Genomic DNA, 20,202 nt, shown 5'->3' on the forward strand with positions numbered 1-20,202 from the left:
CAGCGGCTCGGCAATCAGAAGCGGATCAACGCTCGATCGTCGGCACCTGCGGCTTGCCGAGCGTGCCTTCGAGGTTCTTCGCGTACAGCTTGTTCCACGTACCGTCCTTGATCGACTGCTCGAGTTGCGTGTCGATCCATTGCCGGAACGCCGCGTCGTCCTTCGCGACGCCCATGCCGTACGGCTCCTGCGTGAACGGCTTGCCGACGATACGGAACTTGTTCGGCTGACGCAGCGATTCACCCGCGAGCGTCGCGCCGTCGTCGACGTATGCATCGAAGCGGCCGTCTGCGACACCCTCGACGCACGCGGCCGTGTCGTTGAAGGTGACGAACTTCGTCTGCGGCGCGAGCTTCTTCACGTTGTCCTCGACGGTCGTGCCGTTCAGCACGCAGGCGGTCTTGCCGTTCAGATCGGTCACGCTGTGGATCGACGTATCAGCGCGCTTGGTCAGAATGTCCTGTCCGGCCACATAGTACGGACCCGCGAAACCGATCACTTTCTTGCGCGCGTCGTTGATCGTCAGCGTCGCGATCACCACGTCGACGCGGCCGTTCTGCACGAACGGCAGACGGTTCTCCGTCGTGGTCTTCACCCATTCGACGTTGTCCTCGGAGCCGGTCAGCTTCTTCGCGAGCAGGCGCGCGAGGTCGCCTTCGAAACCCTCGGTCTGGCCCGTCATCGGATTGCGCACCGAGAACATCAGCGTATTGAGCGACGTGCCCACCACGAGCTTGCCTTTCTTCTGGATCTTCGCCATCGTCGAATCGGCCGGGAAGGTTTCCGCATGGGCCGGCGCGAGTGCCGCGAAGAAAGTGCCGGCGACGCACGAAGCCAGCACTGCAATCGATTTCAAACGCATGGTGGTATCTCCTCTGTTATTCGTGGCAGGGTGGCCCTGCCGGGTCTATCGATAAGAATCAGTGCTCCAGGATCCTGGAGAGAAAATCGCGCGCCCGCTCCGAGCGAGGCGCGCTAAAAAATGCGTCGGGCTCGGCAATTTCGACGATGCGCCCGCCGTCCATGAACACGATGCGGTCCGCCGCCTGGCGCGCGAAGCCCATCTCATGCGTGACGACGACCATCGTCATGCCGCTTTGCGCGAGCTCGAGCATGACTGCGAGCACCTCGCTCACCATCTCGGGATCGAGCGCGGACGTCGGTTCGTCGAAAAGCATGACCTTCGGCTGCATCGCGAGCGCGCGGGCGAGGGCGACGCGCTGTTGCTGACCGCCGGACAACTCCGCGGGCACCGCATCGGCCTTGTGCGCGAGACCGACGCGCGCGAGCAGACGGCGCGCCAGCGCCTCGGCTTCCTCGCGCGACTGACGCAGCACCTTGCGCGGCCCCATCGCGACGTTCTGCAGCACCGTGCGATGCGAGAACAGATTGAACGACTGGAACACCATGCCGATTTGCGCGCGCATCGCGGCCAGCGCGCGGCCCTCTTCGGGCAGATGTTCGCCCGCGAGCAGGATCTCGCCGGAGTCGATCGTCTCCAGGCGGTTGATACAGCGGCACAGCGTCGACTTGCCCGAGCCGGACGGCCCGATCACGACCACCACTTCGCCGGGAGCGACGTCGAGATCGACGTCGAACAGCACCTGCTGCGCCCCGAACGACTTGTTCACGCCGCGCAGCGAGACGAGCGCCGCGGGCTGGCTGAGCTGCGCACTATCGTTCATGCCCATCGCTTCACGCCCATGTCAGTTGCACGGTGGCCTTCAGTTGCCCGACCGCCGTGCCGCGCACGTTACGCAGCACCGGGTCGGCCCATTTCGCGAGCGGCGTGCCTTCGGTTTCGAGCGGAAGGTCGAGCTGTCGAAGCACCGCGATCGTGGTTGCGTAGACCGCATTGAAGTCGCCATCGGCCATCTTCACCGCGACACCGATGCCTTGGCTGCGCACGCCGACCGTGTGCACGCCGTCGGCGCCGACCTTCGCGACCCAGTCGCCGTTCGATGCGTTGGCGAGTGCGAGATCGCAGCGGCCGGTGCCCGATACCATCCGCGGATGCGCGGCCATTGCCGCGAAGATGCGTGAGAGCGCCGCATCGCTGGTGGCGCCTGCGCCCGATGCGCCGGTGGCGAGCTTGGCCCACATCATCGCGAGCCGCGACAGAGGCATGCCGAGGTTCGGCGCGCTGCAGCCATCGATGCCGAACCACAGCTCGGACGTGGGCACCCCGGCGAGCCGGGCGACTTCGCGGCCGATCTCCTGCTGCAACTCGTGCTCGCGTTCGAGGTAGCTGGCGCGTGCGTAGCCGTGCATGCAGCAGTAGCCGAGAAAGCCCGCGTGCTTGCCCGAGCAGTTGTGATGACGCTGGTCGAACACGCTGCCGCGCGGCGGCAGATTGTCCTCGCCGTAGCAGTCGGGCATGTGGACGCCGCAGCGCAGATCGGACTCGGCCATGCCGATCTTGCCGAGCATCGCGGTGACCGCGTCGACGTGAATCTCCTCGCCCCCGTGGCTCGCGCAGGTCAGCGCGAGTTCGGCGTCGGTAAAGCCGAAATGCTCCGGGCCGCCGTCACGTACGAAGGGCAGCGCCTGGAAGGGCTTCAGCGTCGAGCGGGAAAACACCCATGCGTGCGGGTCGCCCGCATGGGCCAGCAGCGCGCCGGAGGCATCGACCACCGCCACCGAACCCCAGTGAATCCGCTCGACATGAGCGTTACGGGTGGCGACGACGAGCGGGACGTGCGAAGGGAGGGTCATTGCATTCGTTTTGAATTGGATCAGACAAGGCCGAGTTTAATTATTGCAAAAAAAAGCATTTAGACGTATTTTCGAAAATGGTTTTGCATTGGACGCAACGCAAAGATGCCCTCAAAAAATATCAAGGAAGCCGGTCTCGACCATCTGAGCGCGATGCGCGCGCTCGTGCGGATCGTCGAACTCGGGAGTTTTTCGGCGGCTGCGCGCGAGCTGAAGGTGGCCACCTCGACGATCGCGCGCAAGATCACCGCGCTGGAAGCGATGCTGGGCGTGACGCTGCTGCATCGCTCCACGCATCACGTCGCGCTGACCGAAGCCGGCAGCCTGTATCACGCGCGCGCGGTGTCGATGATCGCGGACCTCGACGACACGCTGCGCGTGGTCGCGGAACTCGATTCGGCGCCGAGCGGCCCGCTGAAGCTGACCGCGCCGGTCGCGTTCGGCCGACGCTATCTGGCGCCGCTCGTGGCGCCGTTTCTCGAGCTCTACCCGGCCGTGCAGCTCGATCTGCGCCTGACCGACAACCACAACGACATGGTGATGGGGGGCTTCGATCTCGACATCCACGAGGGCGAAAACTATCTGGACAACCTGATCGTCCAGCCGATATCGCGCAACGACAGCATCCTGTGCGCGGCGCCGTCCTATCTGGCGCGACGCGGCAGGCCGCGCACGCCGGACGATCTCGCGCAGCACAACTGCCTGCGCTATCTGCATCCGGAGGGCGATCCGCGTTGGCATCTGACGAACGGGCAGGGGGTGCAGTCGATTCTGCCTTCGGGGAATCTCCAGTCCGACCACTCGGAACTGCTGCTCGAAACGACGCGCGCGGGGCTAGGGATCGCCGAGTTCGAGATCTGGCTGATTCGCGATCTGCTGGTTAGCGGCGAGCTCGAAGTCGTGCTGCCCGACTATCGGCTCGAGAACGCGCTGACCGGACGGCAAATCTATATGGCCTATCTGCCGAACCGGCGTTTCTCGACGAAGGTGCGTGTGCTGCGCGAATTCATGGCGCAGCGTTTGAAGGGGATTGGAGAGTTGCCCGACCGGAGTCTGGTGCCGTGTCTGGCGGATGCGGTTTGAACGGAATAGCGCGACAGGCGATCAATCCCGCAAGAGTGACGAGACAGGGCTGGGCGCGCGATTCGGTCGATTCGGTCGTCGATTCGGTCGCACACCCAGCCCGGTTCATTCACCTTTTGAGCTCCGGATGCCGCAACACCGAATGATTGCGGCCGTATGACAGATAAATCGTCATGCCGATCACGAGCCACACGACGAGCCGCAGCCACGTGACGAGCGGCAAGCCGACCATCAGCAGCAGGCAGAACAGGATGCCCAGCACCGGCACGACCGGCACGCCGGGCGCCCGGAATGGGCGGGCCGCCTCGGAGTCGCTGCGCCGCAGATAGATCACCGCGCCGCACACGAGGACGAACGCGAACAGCGTGCCGATGCTGACCATCTCGCCGAGCACGCCGATTGGTGTCAGCGCGGCGACGATCGCGACGATGGTGCCGATGAGGATCTGGCTCAGATAAGGTGTCTGCAGACGCGGATGCACACTCGCGAAAAACTGCGGCAACAGGCCGTCTTGCGACATCGTGAAGAAGATGCGGCTTTGTCCATAGAGCAGCACCAGTATCACGGTGGTCAGTCCCGTCAACGCGCCGATCTTGATCAGGATCGCGAACCACGTGAGCCCGATCGCGTCGACGCCCTTCGCGATCGGATCAGGAACGTTCAGCTCGGAAAAGGGAACGAGGCCGGTCAGCACCCCGGCGACGAGGATGTACAGCACCGTGCAGATGATCAGCGAGCCGAGAATGCCGATCGGCATGTCGCGTTGCGGCTGTCGCGCTTCCTGTGCGGCGGTCGACACCGCATCGAAGCCGATGAATGCGAAGAACACCACGGCCGAACCGCGCAGGATGCCGCTCATGCCGAAACTGCCGAACTGGCCGGTATTGGCGGGAATGAACGGATGCCAGTGTTCCGGCTTGATGAAAAACACTCCAATGGCGATAAACGCGACCACCACGGTCAGCTTGATCGCAACCATCACGTTGTTCAGGCGCGCGGATTCCTTCGTGCCCAACACGAGCAGGATGGTCAGGATCGCGATGATCAGCACCGCTGGCAGGTTGATGACGCCGGTGACCGTCGAGCCATCGGCCAGTTTGACGACGGTGCCGGGCGCGGCGGCGAGGGTAGGTGGAATGTCGATGCCGACGTTGCGCAACAGGCTCACGATATAGCCGGACCAGCCGACCGCGACGGTCGCCGCGCCCATCGCGTACTCGAGGATCAGGTCCCAGCCGATGATCCACGCGAAGATCTCGCCGAGCGTCGCATACGTGTACGTATAGCTGCTGCCGCACACGGGCAGCATCGCCGCGAGTTCCGAATAACACAGGCCGACGAACGCGCACGCGATGCCGCCCAGCACGAACGACAGCGTGATGGCCGGCCCCGCGAACTGCGCGGCGGCGGTCCCCGTCAGCACGAAGATGCCGGCGCCGATGATCGCGCCGATGCCCATCGCGGTGATACTCGTCGCGCCCAACGTTTTCGACAGGTGCCGGCCTTCTTCGGCGTCGGCGCTGGCGACGATATCAGCGACGCTTTTGCGTGCCATATAACCGGTAGAGGCCATGATAAGTCGTCCCTTTTTTTCAGTGTTGATTAGGCACGAACCGGTTCGGCTGCCATCGGCCCGTGGGAGCACGACAAAAACATCCGTCGCCGCGCACGGCAACGGTCACGGCAAATGCGGAGAAAGCGTCTAACGGAAAAAGTCTGAATTCAGTCTATGCCGGATTAAAAGCAAAGTGAAATCCGCATGCCTTCAGCCGCTCAGTCTCAGGCATCGCTAATGAGCTAGAAGCGGACATTTCAACTTAGCCACTACAAAAATCTGTCCCCGCTAAGTTCAAACGTCGTGGTGCCAGCTAAATAGAAATGTCGGGTTTTTCTCGCTGTTTCCGGTCTTTTTTCAAGGTTTTGGGGTGGGGCGGCGAAGCCGCCCCCCGTCCGTCCCTCATTTTTGTGCTGACTTCGAGAATCGCCTGATTAAGGTCGGCGACCTCGATTGCGCGCTGCTTCTTCAGCCCGATCAGCGCCTTCTTTGCCTGGACCTGCTCGCCGCAGTGCGTGCGTGATGGGGAGCCCGCTGCCCGGCGATCGTCGCGGATGGCCTGAACCCGGCGGGCGACTTCCAGTGCGCCCGCGAGGCGCTTGTTCTCGATCTCCGCGCCCTGATCGATATGGGTGATGCGGTCATATTGCCGGTACGGCAGTACCTCGCCACGGGCCTGCACCTCGATCACGCCATCGGGATACTCGACGACCTCGACATATTCATGCATGAGCCCCCGGCTGACGGGTGTGTCATCGAGCAGGTACAGCACCCGATCGTACTGCACCGTCAGCGCATTCGAGATCCTGCGCGGGACACGGTAGGCCAGGATCTGCCGCAGATCCTCGTCGTCGCGCAGCGGCCGGTGTGCATCGTAGTCGCTCCTGGGTGGCTTGCCGAACCGCCGGTTGAAGTCGGCGATGAAGGAGGGCGCATACGCATTCGCGGCGTCCCGCGTGCTGATGCCGCGCAGCCTCAGCTCCTTGACCAGCCGGTCCTGCAGCGTCTGGTTCGCGCGTTCCACGCGTCCCTTGGCCTGGCTCGTGTTGGCACAGAATCCGTCGATATTGAGCTCATACAGCGCCCGGCCAAACTGGGTGACGCCTTTGCCCGCCGTCTCCGAGCGTTGCTTCACGTAGAAGACGCTGGCCTTGTCGCTGTAGAACGCCACCGGCTTGCCGTGCGCGCCCAGATACTTCGACAGTGCCTCGAAATAGCTGAAGGTCGACTCCGTCGCCGTGAAGTGCAGCGTCATCAGCCGTCCGGTCGCGTCGTCGATGAATACCAGCAGCGTGCAGGCGGGCGCCCGGTCCTCGAACCAGCGGTGATCGCTGCCGTCGATCTGGATCAGTTCGCCCAGACAGGCACGGCGATTACGCGGCTGGTACACCTTCGGCGGGCGATCCCTGCGCGGCACCCACAGTCCCGCGGCAATCATCAGCGTGCGCACCGTTTCGACCGCCAGTTCGATACCATGACATTCCCGCAGCTTCTCGCGCGCCAGCGTCGGCCCGAAATCCGCATAGCGTTCGCGGATCAGCGCCAGCGCCCGCTGCGCCTTGCCGGCAGGCAGCTGGTGGTTGCCTGCACGCCCACGCTTGCCTGACACCAGCCCGGCCACGCCGGCCGCGCCGTAACGCAACACCAGCCGTTCGATCTGGCGCACGCTCAACCCCAGGCGTTCGGCGGCCTGGCCCGGCTTGAGCCGGAACTCGGTCACGGCCTGAATGACCTTCAGCCGATCGATCTCACGCATCGTCATCGTGATCGTCCCAGTCGCGTTCATCGCCGGCTCCCTGAGCGGATGTCCGGCAGTCAAACTACCCAAAACACGACATTTCTATTTAGCGGAAACCCGACATTTCTATTTGGGACCTACAAAATCGTTGTTGATAATTTATCTTATGTCAAATTAGATAGGCTTCGAAAAGCGGCCCACGGGCCACTTCATCCAACGTCGTCCCAGTTTGGGCGGATCTTTACACGGGCTACGTGCATTTCGACGCCGCGTACGGGCGCAACGTGTTCGCTGCGTTCCCAACTGCCGCGTTCTGCGACGCATGTTCGAACACCCGCACACGCTCGGCATCCGCAATCAGCCGTTTCTTCGTCGTCGAGCGTCCCGCCGATCCGAAGCCCATCACCTTTTCGTATTCTCGCGGCCGGCCGTGCCTGAAGCGGTTAAAAAAGTCATCGCCCGGCAAGCCGTTGTCGAGGCTCATCAGGCAACCATAGTCGAGGGACGCACAATCGCTCAGCGAGCGCGCCGCGTCCTCCAATGCGCGATAGCGGCTATGCAACGGTTCGTCTCGACCGAAAAGCGCGTGCAGTTCCTGATAAGTCACGAGTCTTTTGCGCCTCGCGGCACGCAATAGCATCGCGGCAATATCGCGGGTCCTATCCGGGTTCATGTCGTTCTCCTTACCGCCTGCTTGCAAGCGCAGAATGCCAACCGATGAAAGTGCTGTCACCTCATATTGCGGTTATGCATAACGAATCAGAAAGTGCCCGCCATAAAGCATTTTTTCGGGTATTGAACGACACAGCCAAATTAAGCAGATGGTTACTGGCTTCGGGATTCACGGCACCGCTCTGCGCGAATACCACGTTCACCTATAATCCGCTGGAAAAGCGACGGGAACGGGTTTTCAATTTTCAGCACCTTGCTCGCGGGTCTGCGGCGAATATCTCCGCCCTGCATCGAAAAAATGCATTCGAATAACATTCGCAAAACCGGAAGCCACGCATTGAAACGCTCCAGGCTTCTGTCAGGCCGCGGCACTCAAAAACGACCAACCTCAAGCCGTACGGGGCCTCACGTTATGCCGGCTCGCCAGAACGAGCCAAGTCGAATTGATACGTTTTTTTAAATGAGTTCAATCAGGTTAGCAAACGTTAAATTCAATCGCAAGGAAGATTTTTAAGATTTTAGAAAGAAAACTTCGTGCGACCGCCTTACGCGAAATTCGCGTCATTTTCTATCGGAGGAAAGGCGCGATTGATTTTTTTTCTTTTGGACACAGCGGACGATTTTTCGATTATCTGTAAGTGGCGCGCCCTTCTCTCTGTCTACCCCAGCGACCGATTGCAGTCAGGTTAGCTACCTAACGGCGGAGTTCTCCGATGCATCGACTGAATGAGGATTTACCGACCGTCGCACGGCGTCTCACCGCGGGCAAAAAACTGCTCGACGGCGTCGCTGCGGCCGAGGTCGCGAAACAGATGGGCATGGCCAAAACCACGGTCGAGCGATATCGCAAATTGCTGGAGCAAGGCGGGCTCGATGCGCTCAGAAACATGAGCGTCGGCGGCCGCCATTCCGCGCTCGCGGTGGCGGATCTGGACTGGCTGGCCGAGGCGCTGAGGGCCTCGCCACGAGACTATGGCTTCGACGCCGACGGTTGGAGCAACGCCCGCATGCGCGAACTGATCAGCCGTCAGTTCGGCATCTCGTACTCGCGAGTCTATGTGTGGCAACTGGCCACCCGACTCGGCGTGTCCTATCGGCTAGGCAGGAATGCGCAGTAGATCGATCGCCGTACCCAGCTAAAGCACGCGCGTGCGCACCGGGTCATGCGTTTTCTCGGACTTTCGGCAGAAACTGCGGCGCCAGTTCGACCTCCGACCATTGGAACGGCAACGCGCCGCGGCTGCGCCGCACTTCGTTTACATGAAACCGCACCAGCCGCTGGGCGCCCGCAAATGCCGCCAAGTCGTCGCCTTCCCAGATGATCTCCGCTTGCACCGCCAGATAAAGCAGATCGCCGGTCGCGAAGTCGATAAACAGCAGGCCCGCGCGTGGATCGTGCACGAGGTTGCCGATCGTGTTGAAAAAGCGGTTGCCGCTGTAGTCGGGCGTGGTCAGCGTATTCGCGTCGTCCACGCGCACGAAACCCGGCGCGCCGCCGCGATGCGACACGTCGACGCCCTTCCCCAGCCCCGCTTCCTCGCTCAGATTCGCACTGGCGATAAAGAACGTGTCCGCGCTCGCGAGCAATTCACGCTCGGCACTGCTCAGATGCGTGGCGACTTCGGGCTGCGCGCTCGTCGCGGCCGCGTCGCGCTCGATATAAAACGGCGTGCGGCTCTGGATGTACTTCGGGCAATTGCCGAAGCTCTGCATGACTTCGACCCGCAACGTGTCGCCATCCACCGACCGGACGACGCCGTTCGCCCGATTGCGCCGTCGCGTGCGCGGCTCGATGCCCAGCAGCCCGACCTGCGCGCCGTCGCGCCAAGCCGCGCCGAGCGGATCGCCAGCCAATGCGCCGCCTTCGATCCGCAGGGTCCGCGCATCCGGTGAAGACACGAAACCCGGCGCACCCGCACGCAGCGTCGCCCACGGCTGACCGCTCGCATCCACGCCGCCGATCACGACGAACGGCTGCGCGGTGAAAAAGTCGCGATGCTGCTCCGGCATGAAACGGCGAATGCCCCGGCGTCCCATCGACTCCGCCACCTCGCGCACACCCGCACGCTGCTGCGCGTCCTGCTCGCCGGCATGAAACGGCGACGCGCCGGCTTCCCAGTTATTCAACAGAACGAACTCGGCCATGATCGGATTCCTTTGCAAGATCTGACGCGCCGTTAAACGCGTATCACGCTGCCAGCAGGCCCGCCTTCGTCGACGGCATCGCGATGAAGCGCGGCAATGCCTCCACGCGACGCAGCCACGCGCATATGTTCGGATAGGGCCGCAACGACACGCCGCCCTCGGGCGCGTGAGCGATATACGTGTGCGCGGCGATATCGGCGATCGTGACGTGCTCGCCAGCCACGAACGGTTTGCCGGCAAGCTCCTCGTCGATCACGTCGAACAGCTTGATGGCGATCTTCTTCGCTCGCTCGTGATCGAGAGGCGCGCCGAACACGGTAACGAGCCGCGCCGCGCACGGCCCGTATGCGATCTGCCCCGCCGCGAGCGACAGCCAGCGCTGCACCGCCGCGGCGCCGGACGGATCTTCCGGCAGCCACGACGCGTCGCCGTAGCGCTTCGCCAGATAGACGAGAATCGCATTCGAATCGAACAGCGTGAGCTCGCCGTCCTCGATCGTCGGCACCTGACCGAACGGGTTCAGCGCGAGGTACTCGGGCGTGCGGTTCTCGCCCGCCTTCATATCCAGCTCGATGACCTCGAACGGCAGATCGAGCAGCGTCAGAAACAGCTTCACGCGATGGCCGTGGCCTGATAGCAGCGTCGTATACAGCTTGATAGGCTCGGCGGGTCTGGCGGCGGGCATGCAGGGCTCCGGATGGGTTGAATGACAGGCCGAGCATAAGGCGTAGGCACTGTTGCGCGGAAGCCCGATAATCCGGGAAACACAGTCAAGCGAGAATGGACAATCGATCATGGCCGATGTGCGCAGCGTGAACCTGAACCGCCTCGCGATCTTCGTCGCGGTCATCGACGCGGGCTCGCTGAGCGCCGCCGCGACGCGGCTTGGACTCGCGAAGACGATGGTCAGCACGCACATGCAGCGGCTCGAGGCGGAGGTCGGCGCGAGCCTGCTGGTGCGCACCACCCGGCGGCTCGGCGTGACCGAGGCGGGCCGCACTTTCTACGAGGCGAGCGTGAAGATTCTGCGCGCCACCGAGGACGCGCTGAACGCGCTCGGCGGGGAAACCTCGCCGGTGCGCGGCACGCTGCGCGTCAGTGCGCCGAACGACTACGGCACACTCGTCGTCGCACCCGCGCTGGTCGAACTGCGCCGCACGCATCCGCAACTCGACATCGAACTACTGAGCAGCGACCGCTATGTCGATCTGATCGCCGATGGCATCGACGTCGCGATCCGTCTTGGCCGTCTCGCGGATTCAAACTATCGCGCGGTGAAGCTCGGCAGTTTCGTCAAGTGGCTCGTCGCGAGTCCCGCGTTTCTGCGGACGTGGGGCGCGCCGGGCACGCCGGTCGCGCTGGAGGCTCTGCCCTATTGCGCGTTGTCGGTGCTGCCGCATCCGTTGACGCTCGATCTGCGGCACGCCGACGGCAAAACCGCGAGCGTGCGCTGCGCGGCCGCGTTGCGCGTCAACACGGCCGACGCCTGCCGCGCGGCGACGCTCGCGGGCGGCGGCTTCGGTCTGTTGACCGATTTTTCGATCGCGGACGACGTCGCGGCCGGACGGCTGATCCGGCTGCTGCCCGACTGGGCGACCGCACCGGCAAGCATCCAGGCTGTGTTTCCACCGACGAGCCACCCGCCGGCGAAAGTGCGGGCATTGATCGACACGCTCAAGCGAAGGCTCGCGACGGACGCCGCGGATTAGCCCGGCAGAGCCGCCTGGCGTTCCCGTTCCAGCGCAACGGCGGTTAGCTTCTATCCCCGCAATCGCCCAATTTGCTCTACTGCGACGATGCGCGCCGCACCCCGCGGCCTCGCCCGATCGTCAATGTGGAGAGCTTATGTCCGCCGTTTCCCGTTCTGCTCAAGGGGTTCTCACCGTCGCTTGTCCGAGCGCGGCGGGCCAGGTTGCCGCCGTCGCCGGGTTTCTCGAACGGCATCGTTGCTATGTCGATGAACTCACCGTATTCGACGACGAACTCAGCGAGCGCTTTTTCGTGCGCTGCGTGTTTCACCACGTCGATCGCGACGACGAGCTTCATTTCGACACGCTGAAGCGGGAATTCGCGCCGATCGCCGAACGCTTCCGGATGACCTGGGCGATCCACAATCTGTCGATCCGGCCGAAGGTGCTGATCATGGTGTCCAAACTCGAACACTGTCTCGCCGACCTGCTGTTTCGCTGGCGCATGGGCGAACTTCAGATGGACATCGTCGGCATCGGCTCGAACCATCGCGACCTCGAACCGCTCGCGCGGCAGCATGGCCTGCCGTTCCATCATCTGCCGATTACCGCCGACACGAAGCCGCAACAGGAAGCCCAACTGCTCGAACTGTTCGACAAGTCCGGCGCGGAACTGCTGATTCTCGCGCGCTACATGCAGATCCTGTCGGGAGAAACGAGCCGCGCGCTCGCCGGGCGCGCGATCAATATCCACCATTCGTTCCTGCCCGGCTTCAAGGGCGCGAAACCGTACCATCAGGCCCATGCGCGCGGCGTCAAAGTGATCGGCGCCACCGCGCATTTCGTCACCGACGATCTCGACGAAGGTCCGATCATCGAGCAGGGAGTCGAACCGGTCGATCACTCGTACAGCCCCGAACGGCTGCTCGCGACCGGACGCGACGTCGAATGCATCACGCTCGCGCGCGCGGTGAAGGCGTTCGTCGAGCGGCGTGTGTTCATCAACGGCGAGCGCACCGTGGTGCTGCGGTAAACGGAAAAACGCCGCTGAAAAGCGGCGTTTTCGTGTGCGGCGCCGACGCGGGCCGACGCTTGCCGACTCACTTCACCCAGCTGTCCACCCGGTCCGAATGCGCGCTGATCCACGCGTCGGCGGCCGCGGCCGGCTTTTCGCCATTCTGCGTGGCCAGCATCACCGAGTCGATCTCGCCCGGCTTCCATTGGAACTTCTTCAGGAACGCGACCACCGTCGGCGCTTTTTTCTCGAGCTCGGGATTCACCACGCTGTCCACGTGCTCGGCTTCACCGAATACCTTCTTCGGATCGTCGAGGAATTTCAGCTTGTACTTCGCGAACATCCAGTGCGGCTTCCAGCCGGTCACGATGATCGGCTTGCTGGCCGCCTCCGAGCGCGCCAGTTCCGCGGTCATCGCACTGCCGGAGCTCGGCATCAGCTGGTAGTCGAGGCCATAGGCTTTGATCGCCTCGCTGGTTTTCTGCATCACGCCGGCACCGGCGTCGATACCGACGATGCGCGCGCCGAACTCCGACTTCTTCGCCTGCAGATCGCCGACGCTCTTCACGTCCGCGTTGTCCGGCACGATCAGACCGATCTTCGCATCGTTGAAGTTCGGCCCGAGGTCGACCACCTTGTCCTTGAAGTTGTTCCAGTACGCGCCGTGCGTGACCGGCAGCCACGCGGACAGCGTCGCGTCGAGGTCACCGCGCGCGACGCCCTGCCACATCACGCCGGCCGCCACCGGCACCAGTTGCACCTGATAACCGAGGCGCTTTTCGATCACTTCGGCGGCCACGTTCGACGTCGCGACACTATCGTCCCAGCCCTCCACGTAACCGATCTTGATGGTCGGCTTCGCATCCGCCGACACACCCGCACTGACCGCCGTCAGCATCAACCCCAACGCGCTTGCCACCACTACCTTTCCGATCAGTCTCATCGACGTTCTCCCGTTTGATCCATTTGCCCATTGACGCGTTTGCCATCGAACCGCTCATCGCGCATTCAGAATCGCCAACCAGAATTGCCAGGTAGCGTCGTTTTGCGACATGCAGTTGTCCGCATGCGACTTCCACGCAAATCCGCCCAGTGTTTTGCCGTGTTCTCGTGGTGTTTCAATCGTTATTACTTGTCGACGACGAGATCGGTCAGCGGCTTGCTACAGCACAGCAGCACCATGCCCTGATCGATCTCGCGCTGACGGATACCGCCCGCGTGCTTCATCGCCACTTCGCCTGACACGAGCTTCACCTTGCAGGTGCCGCACATGCCCTGCGTGCACGATGCCGGCAGCCGCACGCCCGCCTGCTTCGCCGCATCGAGCACATGCTGGCCGCTACCGCACTCGATCTCGCGATGACTGCGCGTAAAGCTCACCTTGAAGCGCGTCGCGGTTTCGACCGGCGCGGGCTCATCGCACGGCGCGTCGGCGACATGCGCGGCCGCTTCACCGACGGTCTCGAACGAGAAGCTTTCCTCGTGATAGTGCTGGCGATCGAAGCCGCCTTCATCGAGCAGATTGCGCACCGCCTGCATATACGGCGCTGGGCCGCAGGTGAAAATCTCCCGCTCCAGAAAATCCGGCGCGATCAGCTTCAGCAGCGGCAGCGTCAGAAACCCGGTGATGCCGGGCCAATTGGTGCGCGCGCCCACGCGCTCGCAAACGAACGCGGTGCGGAAATGCGCCTGATTGGCGGCGATCAGATCGAGCTCGCGCGCGAAGATGATGTCGTCCGGCGTGCGCGCGCTGTGCAGGAAGACGATATCGCTGTCCTCGCCGAGTTCATGATGCGTGCGGCTCATCGACATCAACGGCGTGATGCCCGAGCCCGCCGACAAGAACAGGAACTTGCGCGCCGGGTGCCGCGCGCAAGTGAATTCGCCGGCTGGACCCAGCACGCGCACCTGCATGCCCGCATGCAGATGGTCGTGCAGCCAGTTGGACACCGGGCCGCCCGGCACGCGCTTGACGGTGATCGAAATCGTATGCGGCCGCGTGGGCGGTGACGAAATCGTATAGCAGCGATTGATCCGCTCGCCGTCTATCTCCAGCTCCAGCGTGATGAACTGCCCCGGCTCGAACACGAAGGCCCGGCCGGATGGCGCGCGGAAGAAGAAGCTCTTCACGTCGTGCGTCTCGCTGCGAACCTGGCAGCACTCCAGCGTGTCGTCCGCGTCGCTATTCCAGCGCGCGGGCAGCGCGTCCCAGAAGCGTGGCTGCGTGACGCGGCTCGCGGCGCCAGTTCGATACTGTGAAGTCTGCTCGATGCCCGGTTGAAACATCGCCTGATCGCGCATCATGGTTGTCCCCCCGCTCGTCATTGCGGTGTTTAGCTCAGCGCACGAACGACACGACTTTCTCGTCGTGCGACGTCTGCGGGTTCGCGTCGTAGTCTGCGAGGCGGCCGATATACCACTCGCAGAATTTTTCGACGAGTCCTTCGGTGAACGGCGAATACGGACCCGGCTCATACGCGCTGCTCGTCGCGCCGCGCTGCGAATATTCGACCAGCGCGCGATCCTGGTCGTTGGTCGCGCGCCACACGGCGGTCAGATTGTCGACGTCGTAATCGATCCCTTCGCGCGCGTCCTTGTGCACGAGCCATTTGGTGCGCACCAGCGTCTTGCCGGCCGACAGCGGAATCACCGAGAAGCTGACGACGTGGTCGCTCATGAAGTGATGCCACGAATTCGGCTGGGTCCAGAACGACAGCCCGCCGAGATCAGCATGCTCGAGCCCGCCGAGCAGTTTCTTCGAGGCGACCTTCGCGTCGAGTGTCTGCGATTCGCCGTCCCGATCGAGCGGCAGACGTTGCGTACGGAACCCGGTGACCAGATCGGCGAGCCGGTCGATTTCCGCCGACGGCAACTGCATCGCCTCCCACTGCGCAGTGCGACGCGCGACCGTCGCCTCGAACGCGGCCATGCCTTCCTCGTTCGCCGGGCTGCGCTGATAACCGAAGCCGTATTCGTACAGCGAGATGGTGAGCTCGGGATGATTCGCGACGCAGTGATAGCACTCGCGATTATTTTCCATCGTCAGCTTCCAGTTGCCCTCCTCGATGATGTCGATCGAAGCGGCGATCTTGCAGCCGGCCAGATCGTGCGGCAACAGATACGGCTCCATCGCGGCGCGCATCACGGAAAAATCGGCGGGAGGCTGCTCGGCGAGGCAGATGAAAATCAGTCCGGCGAGATTCTCGACATGCACCGCTTTCAGACTATGTTTGCAGCGGTCGAACTGTTCCCCCATGTGCTCGGCGAACATCAGGTCGCCATTGAGGCTATACGTCCAGCTGTGATACGGACAGACGATATTGCCGAGCGAGCCCTTGCCGGTATTGCACAGACGCGCGCCGCGATGGCGGCACACGTTATGAAACGCGCGAATTTGCATGTCGTCGTCGCGCACGATCAGGATCGAATCGAGACCGATCTCGACCGTCACGTAGTCGCCCGGTTCGGGCACGTCGGGCTCGACCGCGACCTGAATCCAGTGCTGGCGGAAAATCGCGTCGATATCGAGCGCGAAAATATCCTCGCTCGTATAGAACGGCGCTTCCAGCGTGTAATTCTGCTTGCGGCGTTCGATCATTGCGCGAACGTCTGCGGAAACTTTCATTGTGTGCTCCGTTGCGTGTCACGTCTGGCGCCGCGCCAGGCCCTCCTGGCGCATGCTGGCCGAACTGGAATTCAGTAATCCACCAGTTGATGCTCGCGCAAATACGCGAGAATCACTTGTGCTTTTTCGACGGAACTCCCTTCAATTACGACGCTGCCGCCGCGGCTCTCGGTCGTCGTCGCCGACAGCATGCGGGCGTGGCCCGAGCGCTTTTCGGCAGCGGCGAGCCGCACCGGTTTCGCGGTGACGGGGCCGACGGTCCATGCGGACTGTGCGGGAGTGTTGGCGTGCCGCGCGGCGGCGCCCGACGCAACGGCGCGCTCGATCGTGCCTTCGCGCAGCCGTGCATACGCGTACGAGGTCGCGACGTTCGCGAGCGGATGCACGGCGATCAAGGCGGGCAGCCGCACTTCGACGCGTCGTCGCAAACCCTTCGGCATGAACTGCCGGACCTGCGCGCAACCGTCGCGCAGTGCGAGATCGACGGCGGCGCCGACGAGCGGCACCGCCAGCGCATGCGCGACGCGATACGGCAGCATGCCGCTATCGAAGCCGCCTTCGGCGCGCGTGCCGGTCAGCACCAGTTCGTAGCCGCGCAAACGCGCGGCGAGTTGCGGCGCCGGATCGGCGTCCGCCGGCATGTCGAGCACTTCGACCGAACCCGCGCCGAGCGCCAGATACTCGTTCAACGCGGCGCTCGACGGATCGCCCGCGTGCAGCACGTCGAGTGTCGCACCATGCGTTCTGGCGAGCGACAGCGCCAGCGTCAACGCCGCCGCATCGTTGCGGCTGTAGCGCGCGACGCCGCTGACCGGATGACGTCCGATTGAAACCAGCACGGCGATCTTCATGCGAACACTCCCTCGGCAAGCTTGCCCGGTTGCAGCAGCGCGGCCGAAGTCGCGCGCGCGCCGCGCGCCGCGGCCGCCGCCTCGTTGAGCGCCGCGATGGTTTCCTGCGCGTCCGCGATCACGGTCAGATTCGCGCGTTTGGCGATCGGCGCGCTCGCGTCGAGATTGACCGCGATCACATGGCGGCAATCCTTGATGCCCTGCAGATGCTGCACCGCGCCGGAGATGCCGAACGCGATATAGACGCTCGCCTCGACGGTCTTACCCGTCGCGCCGATCTGCTTGTCGCGCGTGAACTTGCCGTCGTCGACGGCGACGCGGCTCGCGCCGATCGCCGCGCCGAGGGTCGTCGCAAGCCGCTCGAACGCGGGCACGTCACTCACGCCGTTGCCCGCCGACACGATGAAATCCGCCTCTTCCAGCGCGACCTGCGCCGCGTCGATTTCGTCGATGCCGAGATCGCGTATCGCGGGTTGCGCGACCGCGCTGTCCGCCTCACGGTCGAAGCGCCACGCGACTCGCTCGCCCGCGCCGACGAACGGCAGCTTCGGATCGACCGCATTCGGCTCGAGCAGCACGACTTCGGGCAGCGCGCGGCTCGCGTACGCCGTATTCGCGCGGATGTAAGTGGACACATGCCCGGCATCGATCTCGACGACGTGCGTCGCGACGCTTGCATCGACGGCTGCCGCGTAACGCCGGCCGAGGTCACCGTCGCCGGTCGCGTTGTCGGGCACGAAGACATGGGCTGGCGAGTAGGCCGCGATGCAGGCGGCCAGTGCGTTCAGTTCATCGGCCGGTGCGTACATACGGCGATCGAACATCGGCAATTCGATCAGCTTGTCGGCGCCGAGCGCGGCGGCATCGCCGGTGAATTCGCCGAACACCAGCAGCACGACTTCGGTGTGCGCGTCCGCGATCAGCGCGGCGGCCGCGAGCGTCTGGCGCGCATGTTCATCGAGCGCGCCCCGGTCCGTGTGCGCCGCGACCAGCAGTACGTGATGCGGCGTGAGCGTCGTGCGGCGAGGTTTCGGCTGTTCGAGATGCGCGGCGTGACGTGCGTCCGCCAGCGTGCCACCGTCAGCGCCCGCGATGCCGACGACGCCGAGCGTGATGCGCCGGAGCCCGTGTGCCGTCACCGTGAACGGCCGGCGTGGATCGATTCGTTTGAGCGTATTCATCATCGCGTTACTCCAGCGCCGCGGCGACCAGTTCGGCCACGTCCAGCACTTCCGGTCGCGGCCCCACCACCCCTTCGAGCATCGCCGTGCAATTCGGACAGCCGACCGCGACGATTTCGGCGCCGCTCGCGCGCGCGTCGTCGATACGGATATCGGGAATCCGCCGTTTGCCGGGAATATCGGTCAACGGTGCGCCTCCGCCACCACCGCAGCAGCGCCCGCGCAGGCCGTGCCGCTCCATCTCGATTACCTTGATGCCGATGCTCTTCAGCACGCGGCGCGGCGCCTCCGTCTCGCCGTTGTAGCGGCCCAGATAGCACGGGTCGTGATACGTGATGTTGCGCTCCGCGACGGCGGCGGCCGCGCGCGGCGACAGCTTGCCGCTCGCGATCAGTTCGTCGATCAGCGCCGTGTGATGCTGCACCTGATAGAAGCCGCCGAGCGCCCGATACTCGTTGCGCAGGCTGTGCAGCACATGCGGATCGGCGGTGACGATGCGCGTGAACGAGTACTGCGCGAGCGTGCCGATCAGCGCACCGGCCAGTTGCTGGAACGTCGCTTCGTCGCCGAGCCGCCGCGCGGTGTCTCCGGTGTCGGTTTCGACGCCGCCCAGCACCGCGTAATCGACGCCCGCGCGGTTCAGCACCTTGACGAGGGCACGCAGCGTGCGCTGATAGCGCATGTCGAACGCGCCTTCGCCGGCGATCAGCAGCACGTCCACATGACGGCCCGGCTGCGCGACCTGCACCTGCAGATCGACGGCCCAGTCGTAGCGCGCGCCGATGTCGTAGCCGTTGATGCTGCCGGTCTCGCGCAGATTCGCGAGCGTCGCCGGCCCCTTGCCCGGCACGTTGCCTTCGACGAGCGTCTGATTGCGGCGCATGTCGACGATCGCGTCGACGTGCTCGATCAGCATCGGGCACTCCTGCACGCAGGCACGGCAGGTCGTGCAGGACCACAGCGTGTCCGCTTCGATCAAACTGGAGATCAGCGGCTTGCCTGGGGCGCCCCCATGCTTGCCGACCGGAATGCCGGGCGTCGGGCTGCCCGCGTACTGCGCGTCGGTTCCGCCGACCATGCCGGTCACCAGATCCTGGATCAGCTTCTTCGGATTGAGCGGCTGACCCGCCGCGAACGCGGGGCACGCCGCTTCGCACTTGCCGCATTGCACGCAGGCGTCGAAGCTGAGCAGCTGGTTCCAGCGGAACTCGACCGGCTTGCCGACACCATATTCTTTCGCGTCGAGCAGCGGCGCTTTCAGCGCGGTGGGCGGTACGGCGTCGCTAGCGTTACGCGCCGCGGTGGCATCGGCAAAGCGCTCCTGACGCGGATGAAACGCGAGATGCAGCAGACCCGCCAACGCATGCTTCATCGGCCCGCCGCGCGCCGCGCCGAACGTCATCGTGAACGCGCCCGCCGCGATCAGCAGCGCGACGAGCACCGCGAGCGCGCCGGACATCGCCGTCGCCGGCAGCGCGATGAACAGCGCGAGACCGAGCGCGAACGCGCCGAGCAGCAACGGCAACTGATCCCACGGTCCACGCGAGAGCCGCGCCGGCACCGTCTTCGCACCGTGCCGGCGGCGCCAGACGAACACCGTGCCGATCAGCATCGCCAGCGCGGCGAGAAAGATCAGCTTGTCGAGCCACGCCGAGTAGATCGCGAGTCCGTAGTTGACGAACACCAGCGCCATCGCGAGGATCGCTCCGCCGGCCGTGGCGACGTGCGTACGGGCGATATACGGATCACGCGCGACCACATGATGCAGGTCGACGAAGTAGCGTTTCGGGATCTTGAGCAGATTGGTCCAGCCATAGGCGCCCGCGACGCTCGCGCGGCCTTCGCGCCAGTAGGCGGCGCGGCGCGCCAGCGCGAACGCGAGGCCGGCCATCGACACCCACAGCAGGACGGTGATGACAAACACGGGGCTCATC

General features: G+C 64.1%; 18 protein-coding genes and 1 pseudogene. 5 read left to right on the forward strand and 14 right to left on the reverse strand.

Annotated elements, in window-relative coordinates; all coding sequences use genetic code 11:
* Positions 1-25 precede the first annotated feature (25 nt).
* Genes L0U84_RS27805 through L0U84_RS27815 form a run of 3 tightly spaced genes read right to left on the reverse strand, consistent with a single transcriptional unit; the run spans position 26 to position 2,715 of the window.
* Entirely contained in the window at positions 26-862 is an 837-nt protein-coding gene (locus tag L0U84_RS27805; protein WP_233854768.1) for a glutamate ABC transporter substrate-binding protein, read from the reverse strand.
* Positions 863-920: 58 nt separating this feature from the next.
* Positions 921-1,685, reverse strand: a complete 765-nt coding sequence (locus L0U84_RS27810) for an amino acid ABC transporter ATP-binding protein (protein WP_233854777.1) — start codon at positions 1,683-1,685, stop codon at positions 921-923.
* A 10-nt stretch (positions 1,686-1,695) separates the two neighbouring features.
* Positions 1,696-2,715 carry an asparaginase gene (locus L0U84_RS27815; RefSeq protein WP_233854779.1) on the reverse strand — a complete coding sequence of 340 codons (1,020 nt, stop codon included), beginning with the start codon at positions 2,713-2,715 and terminating at the stop codon, positions 1,696-1,698.
* Between the two features lie 105 nt (positions 2,716-2,820).
* On the opposite strand from L0U84_RS27815, the gene L0U84_RS27820 reads away from it, so the two are divergent.
* Entirely contained in the window at positions 2,821-3,798 is a 978-nt protein-coding gene (locus tag L0U84_RS27820) for a LysR family transcriptional regulator (RefSeq protein ID WP_233854781.1), read from the forward strand.
* Between the two features lie 109 nt (positions 3,799-3,907).
* On the opposite strand, the gene L0U84_RS27825 is transcribed toward L0U84_RS27820, so the two are convergent.
* The 3 genes from L0U84_RS27825 to L0U84_RS27835 form a co-directional block, all read right to left on the reverse strand.
* On the reverse strand, positions 3,908-5,371 hold the full coding sequence (locus tag L0U84_RS27825; protein ID WP_233854783.1) for an amino acid permease: 1,464 nt from the start codon (positions 5,369-5,371) through the stop codon (positions 3,908-3,910).
* Between the two features lie 295 nt (positions 5,372-5,666).
* Complete coding sequence (locus tag L0U84_RS27830; protein ID WP_442794054.1) at positions 5,667-7,139, reverse strand: ISNCY family transposase; 1,473 nt, start codon at positions 7,137-7,139, stop codon at positions 5,667-5,669.
* Positions 7,140-7,341: 202 nt separating this feature from the next.
* Complete coding sequence (locus L0U84_RS27835) at positions 7,342-7,764, reverse strand: hypothetical protein (RefSeq protein WP_233854785.1); 423 nt, start codon at positions 7,762-7,764, stop codon at positions 7,342-7,344.
* 44 nt (positions 7,765-7,808) lie between these two features.
* Between L0U84_RS27835 and L0U84_RS27840 the strand changes: the two genes are divergently transcribed.
* Positions 7,809-8,075, forward strand: coding sequence for a hypothetical protein (locus tag L0U84_RS27840; RefSeq protein WP_233854787.1), 267 nt, complete (start codon positions 7,809-7,811; stop codon positions 8,073-8,075).
* Between the two features lie 401 nt (positions 8,076-8,476).
* Positions 8,477-8,881 (forward strand): helix-turn-helix domain-containing protein, encoded by a 405-nt coding sequence (locus tag L0U84_RS27845; protein WP_129961001.1) that lies wholly within the window; start codon positions 8,477-8,479, stop codon positions 8,879-8,881.
* Between the two features lie 70 nt (positions 8,882-8,951).
* Here L0U84_RS27845 and L0U84_RS27850 read toward each other — a convergent pair.
* A pseudogene (locus tag L0U84_RS27850) lies at positions 8,952-9,908 on the reverse strand (pyridoxamine 5'-phosphate oxidase family protein); the annotation flags it as partial.
* A gap of 43 nt (positions 9,909-9,951) precedes the next feature.
* Entirely contained in the window at positions 9,952-10,593 is a 642-nt protein-coding gene (locus tag L0U84_RS27855) for a glutathione S-transferase family protein (RefSeq protein ID WP_233854789.1), read from the reverse strand.
* A gap of 109 nt (positions 10,594-10,702) precedes the next feature.
* On the opposite strand from L0U84_RS27855, the gene L0U84_RS27860 reads away from it, so the two are divergent.
* Positions 10,703-11,617 (forward strand): LysR family transcriptional regulator, encoded by a 915-nt coding sequence (locus L0U84_RS27860; RefSeq protein ID WP_233854791.1) that lies wholly within the window; start codon positions 10,703-10,705, stop codon positions 11,615-11,617.
* Positions 11,618-11,753: 136 nt separating this feature from the next.
* Complete coding sequence (gene purU / locus L0U84_RS27865; RefSeq protein WP_233854793.1) at positions 11,754-12,629, forward strand: formyltetrahydrofolate deformylase; 876 nt, start codon at positions 11,754-11,756, stop codon at positions 12,627-12,629.
* 67 nt (positions 12,630-12,696) lie between these two features.
* On the opposite strand, the gene L0U84_RS27870 is transcribed toward purU, so the two are convergent.
* The 6 genes from L0U84_RS27870 to L0U84_RS27895 all read right to left on the reverse strand — a co-directional run bounded on the left by L0U84_RS27870 (position 12,697) and on the right by L0U84_RS27895 (position 20,201).
* A complete protein-coding gene (locus L0U84_RS27870; protein WP_233854795.1) occupies positions 12,697-13,554 on the reverse strand; it encodes a glycine betaine ABC transporter substrate-binding protein in 858 nt (285 codons plus the stop codon).
* A 185-nt stretch (positions 13,555-13,739) separates the two neighbouring features.
* Positions 13,740-14,915: a hybrid-cluster NAD(P)-dependent oxidoreductase gene (locus L0U84_RS27875; protein WP_233854797.1), complete on the reverse strand. Its 1,176-nt coding sequence runs from the start codon at positions 14,913-14,915 to the stop codon at positions 13,740-13,742.
* Between the two features lie 34 nt (positions 14,916-14,949).
* Positions 14,950-16,236, reverse strand: a complete 1,287-nt coding sequence (locus L0U84_RS27880) for an aromatic ring-hydroxylating oxygenase subunit alpha (protein WP_233854799.1) — start codon at positions 16,234-16,236, stop codon at positions 14,950-14,952.
* A 71-nt stretch (positions 16,237-16,307) separates the two neighbouring features.
* Positions 16,308-17,087, reverse strand: a complete 780-nt coding sequence (locus L0U84_RS27885; RefSeq protein ID WP_233854801.1) for an electron transfer flavoprotein subunit beta/FixA family protein — start codon at positions 17,085-17,087, stop codon at positions 16,308-16,310.
* Positions 17,084-18,268, reverse strand: coding sequence for an electron transfer flavoprotein subunit alpha/FixB family protein (locus tag L0U84_RS27890; protein ID WP_233856838.1), 1,185 nt, complete (start codon positions 18,266-18,268; stop codon positions 17,084-17,086). The genes L0U84_RS27885 and L0U84_RS27890 overlap by 4 nt, the downstream gene beginning before the upstream one ends.
* A gap of 7 nt (positions 18,269-18,275) precedes the next feature.
* The gene (locus tag L0U84_RS27895; protein ID WP_233854803.1) at positions 18,276-20,201 is read right to left on the reverse strand and encodes a (Fe-S)-binding protein; all 1,926 of its coding nucleotides are present in this window, start codon (positions 20,199-20,201) and stop codon (positions 18,276-18,278) included.
* Position 20,202 lies beyond the last annotated feature (1 nt).

Source organism: Paraburkholderia sp. HD33-4, assembly GCF_021390635.1.
Lineage (GTDB): Bacteria > Pseudomonadota > Gammaproteobacteria > Burkholderiales > Burkholderiaceae > Paraburkholderia.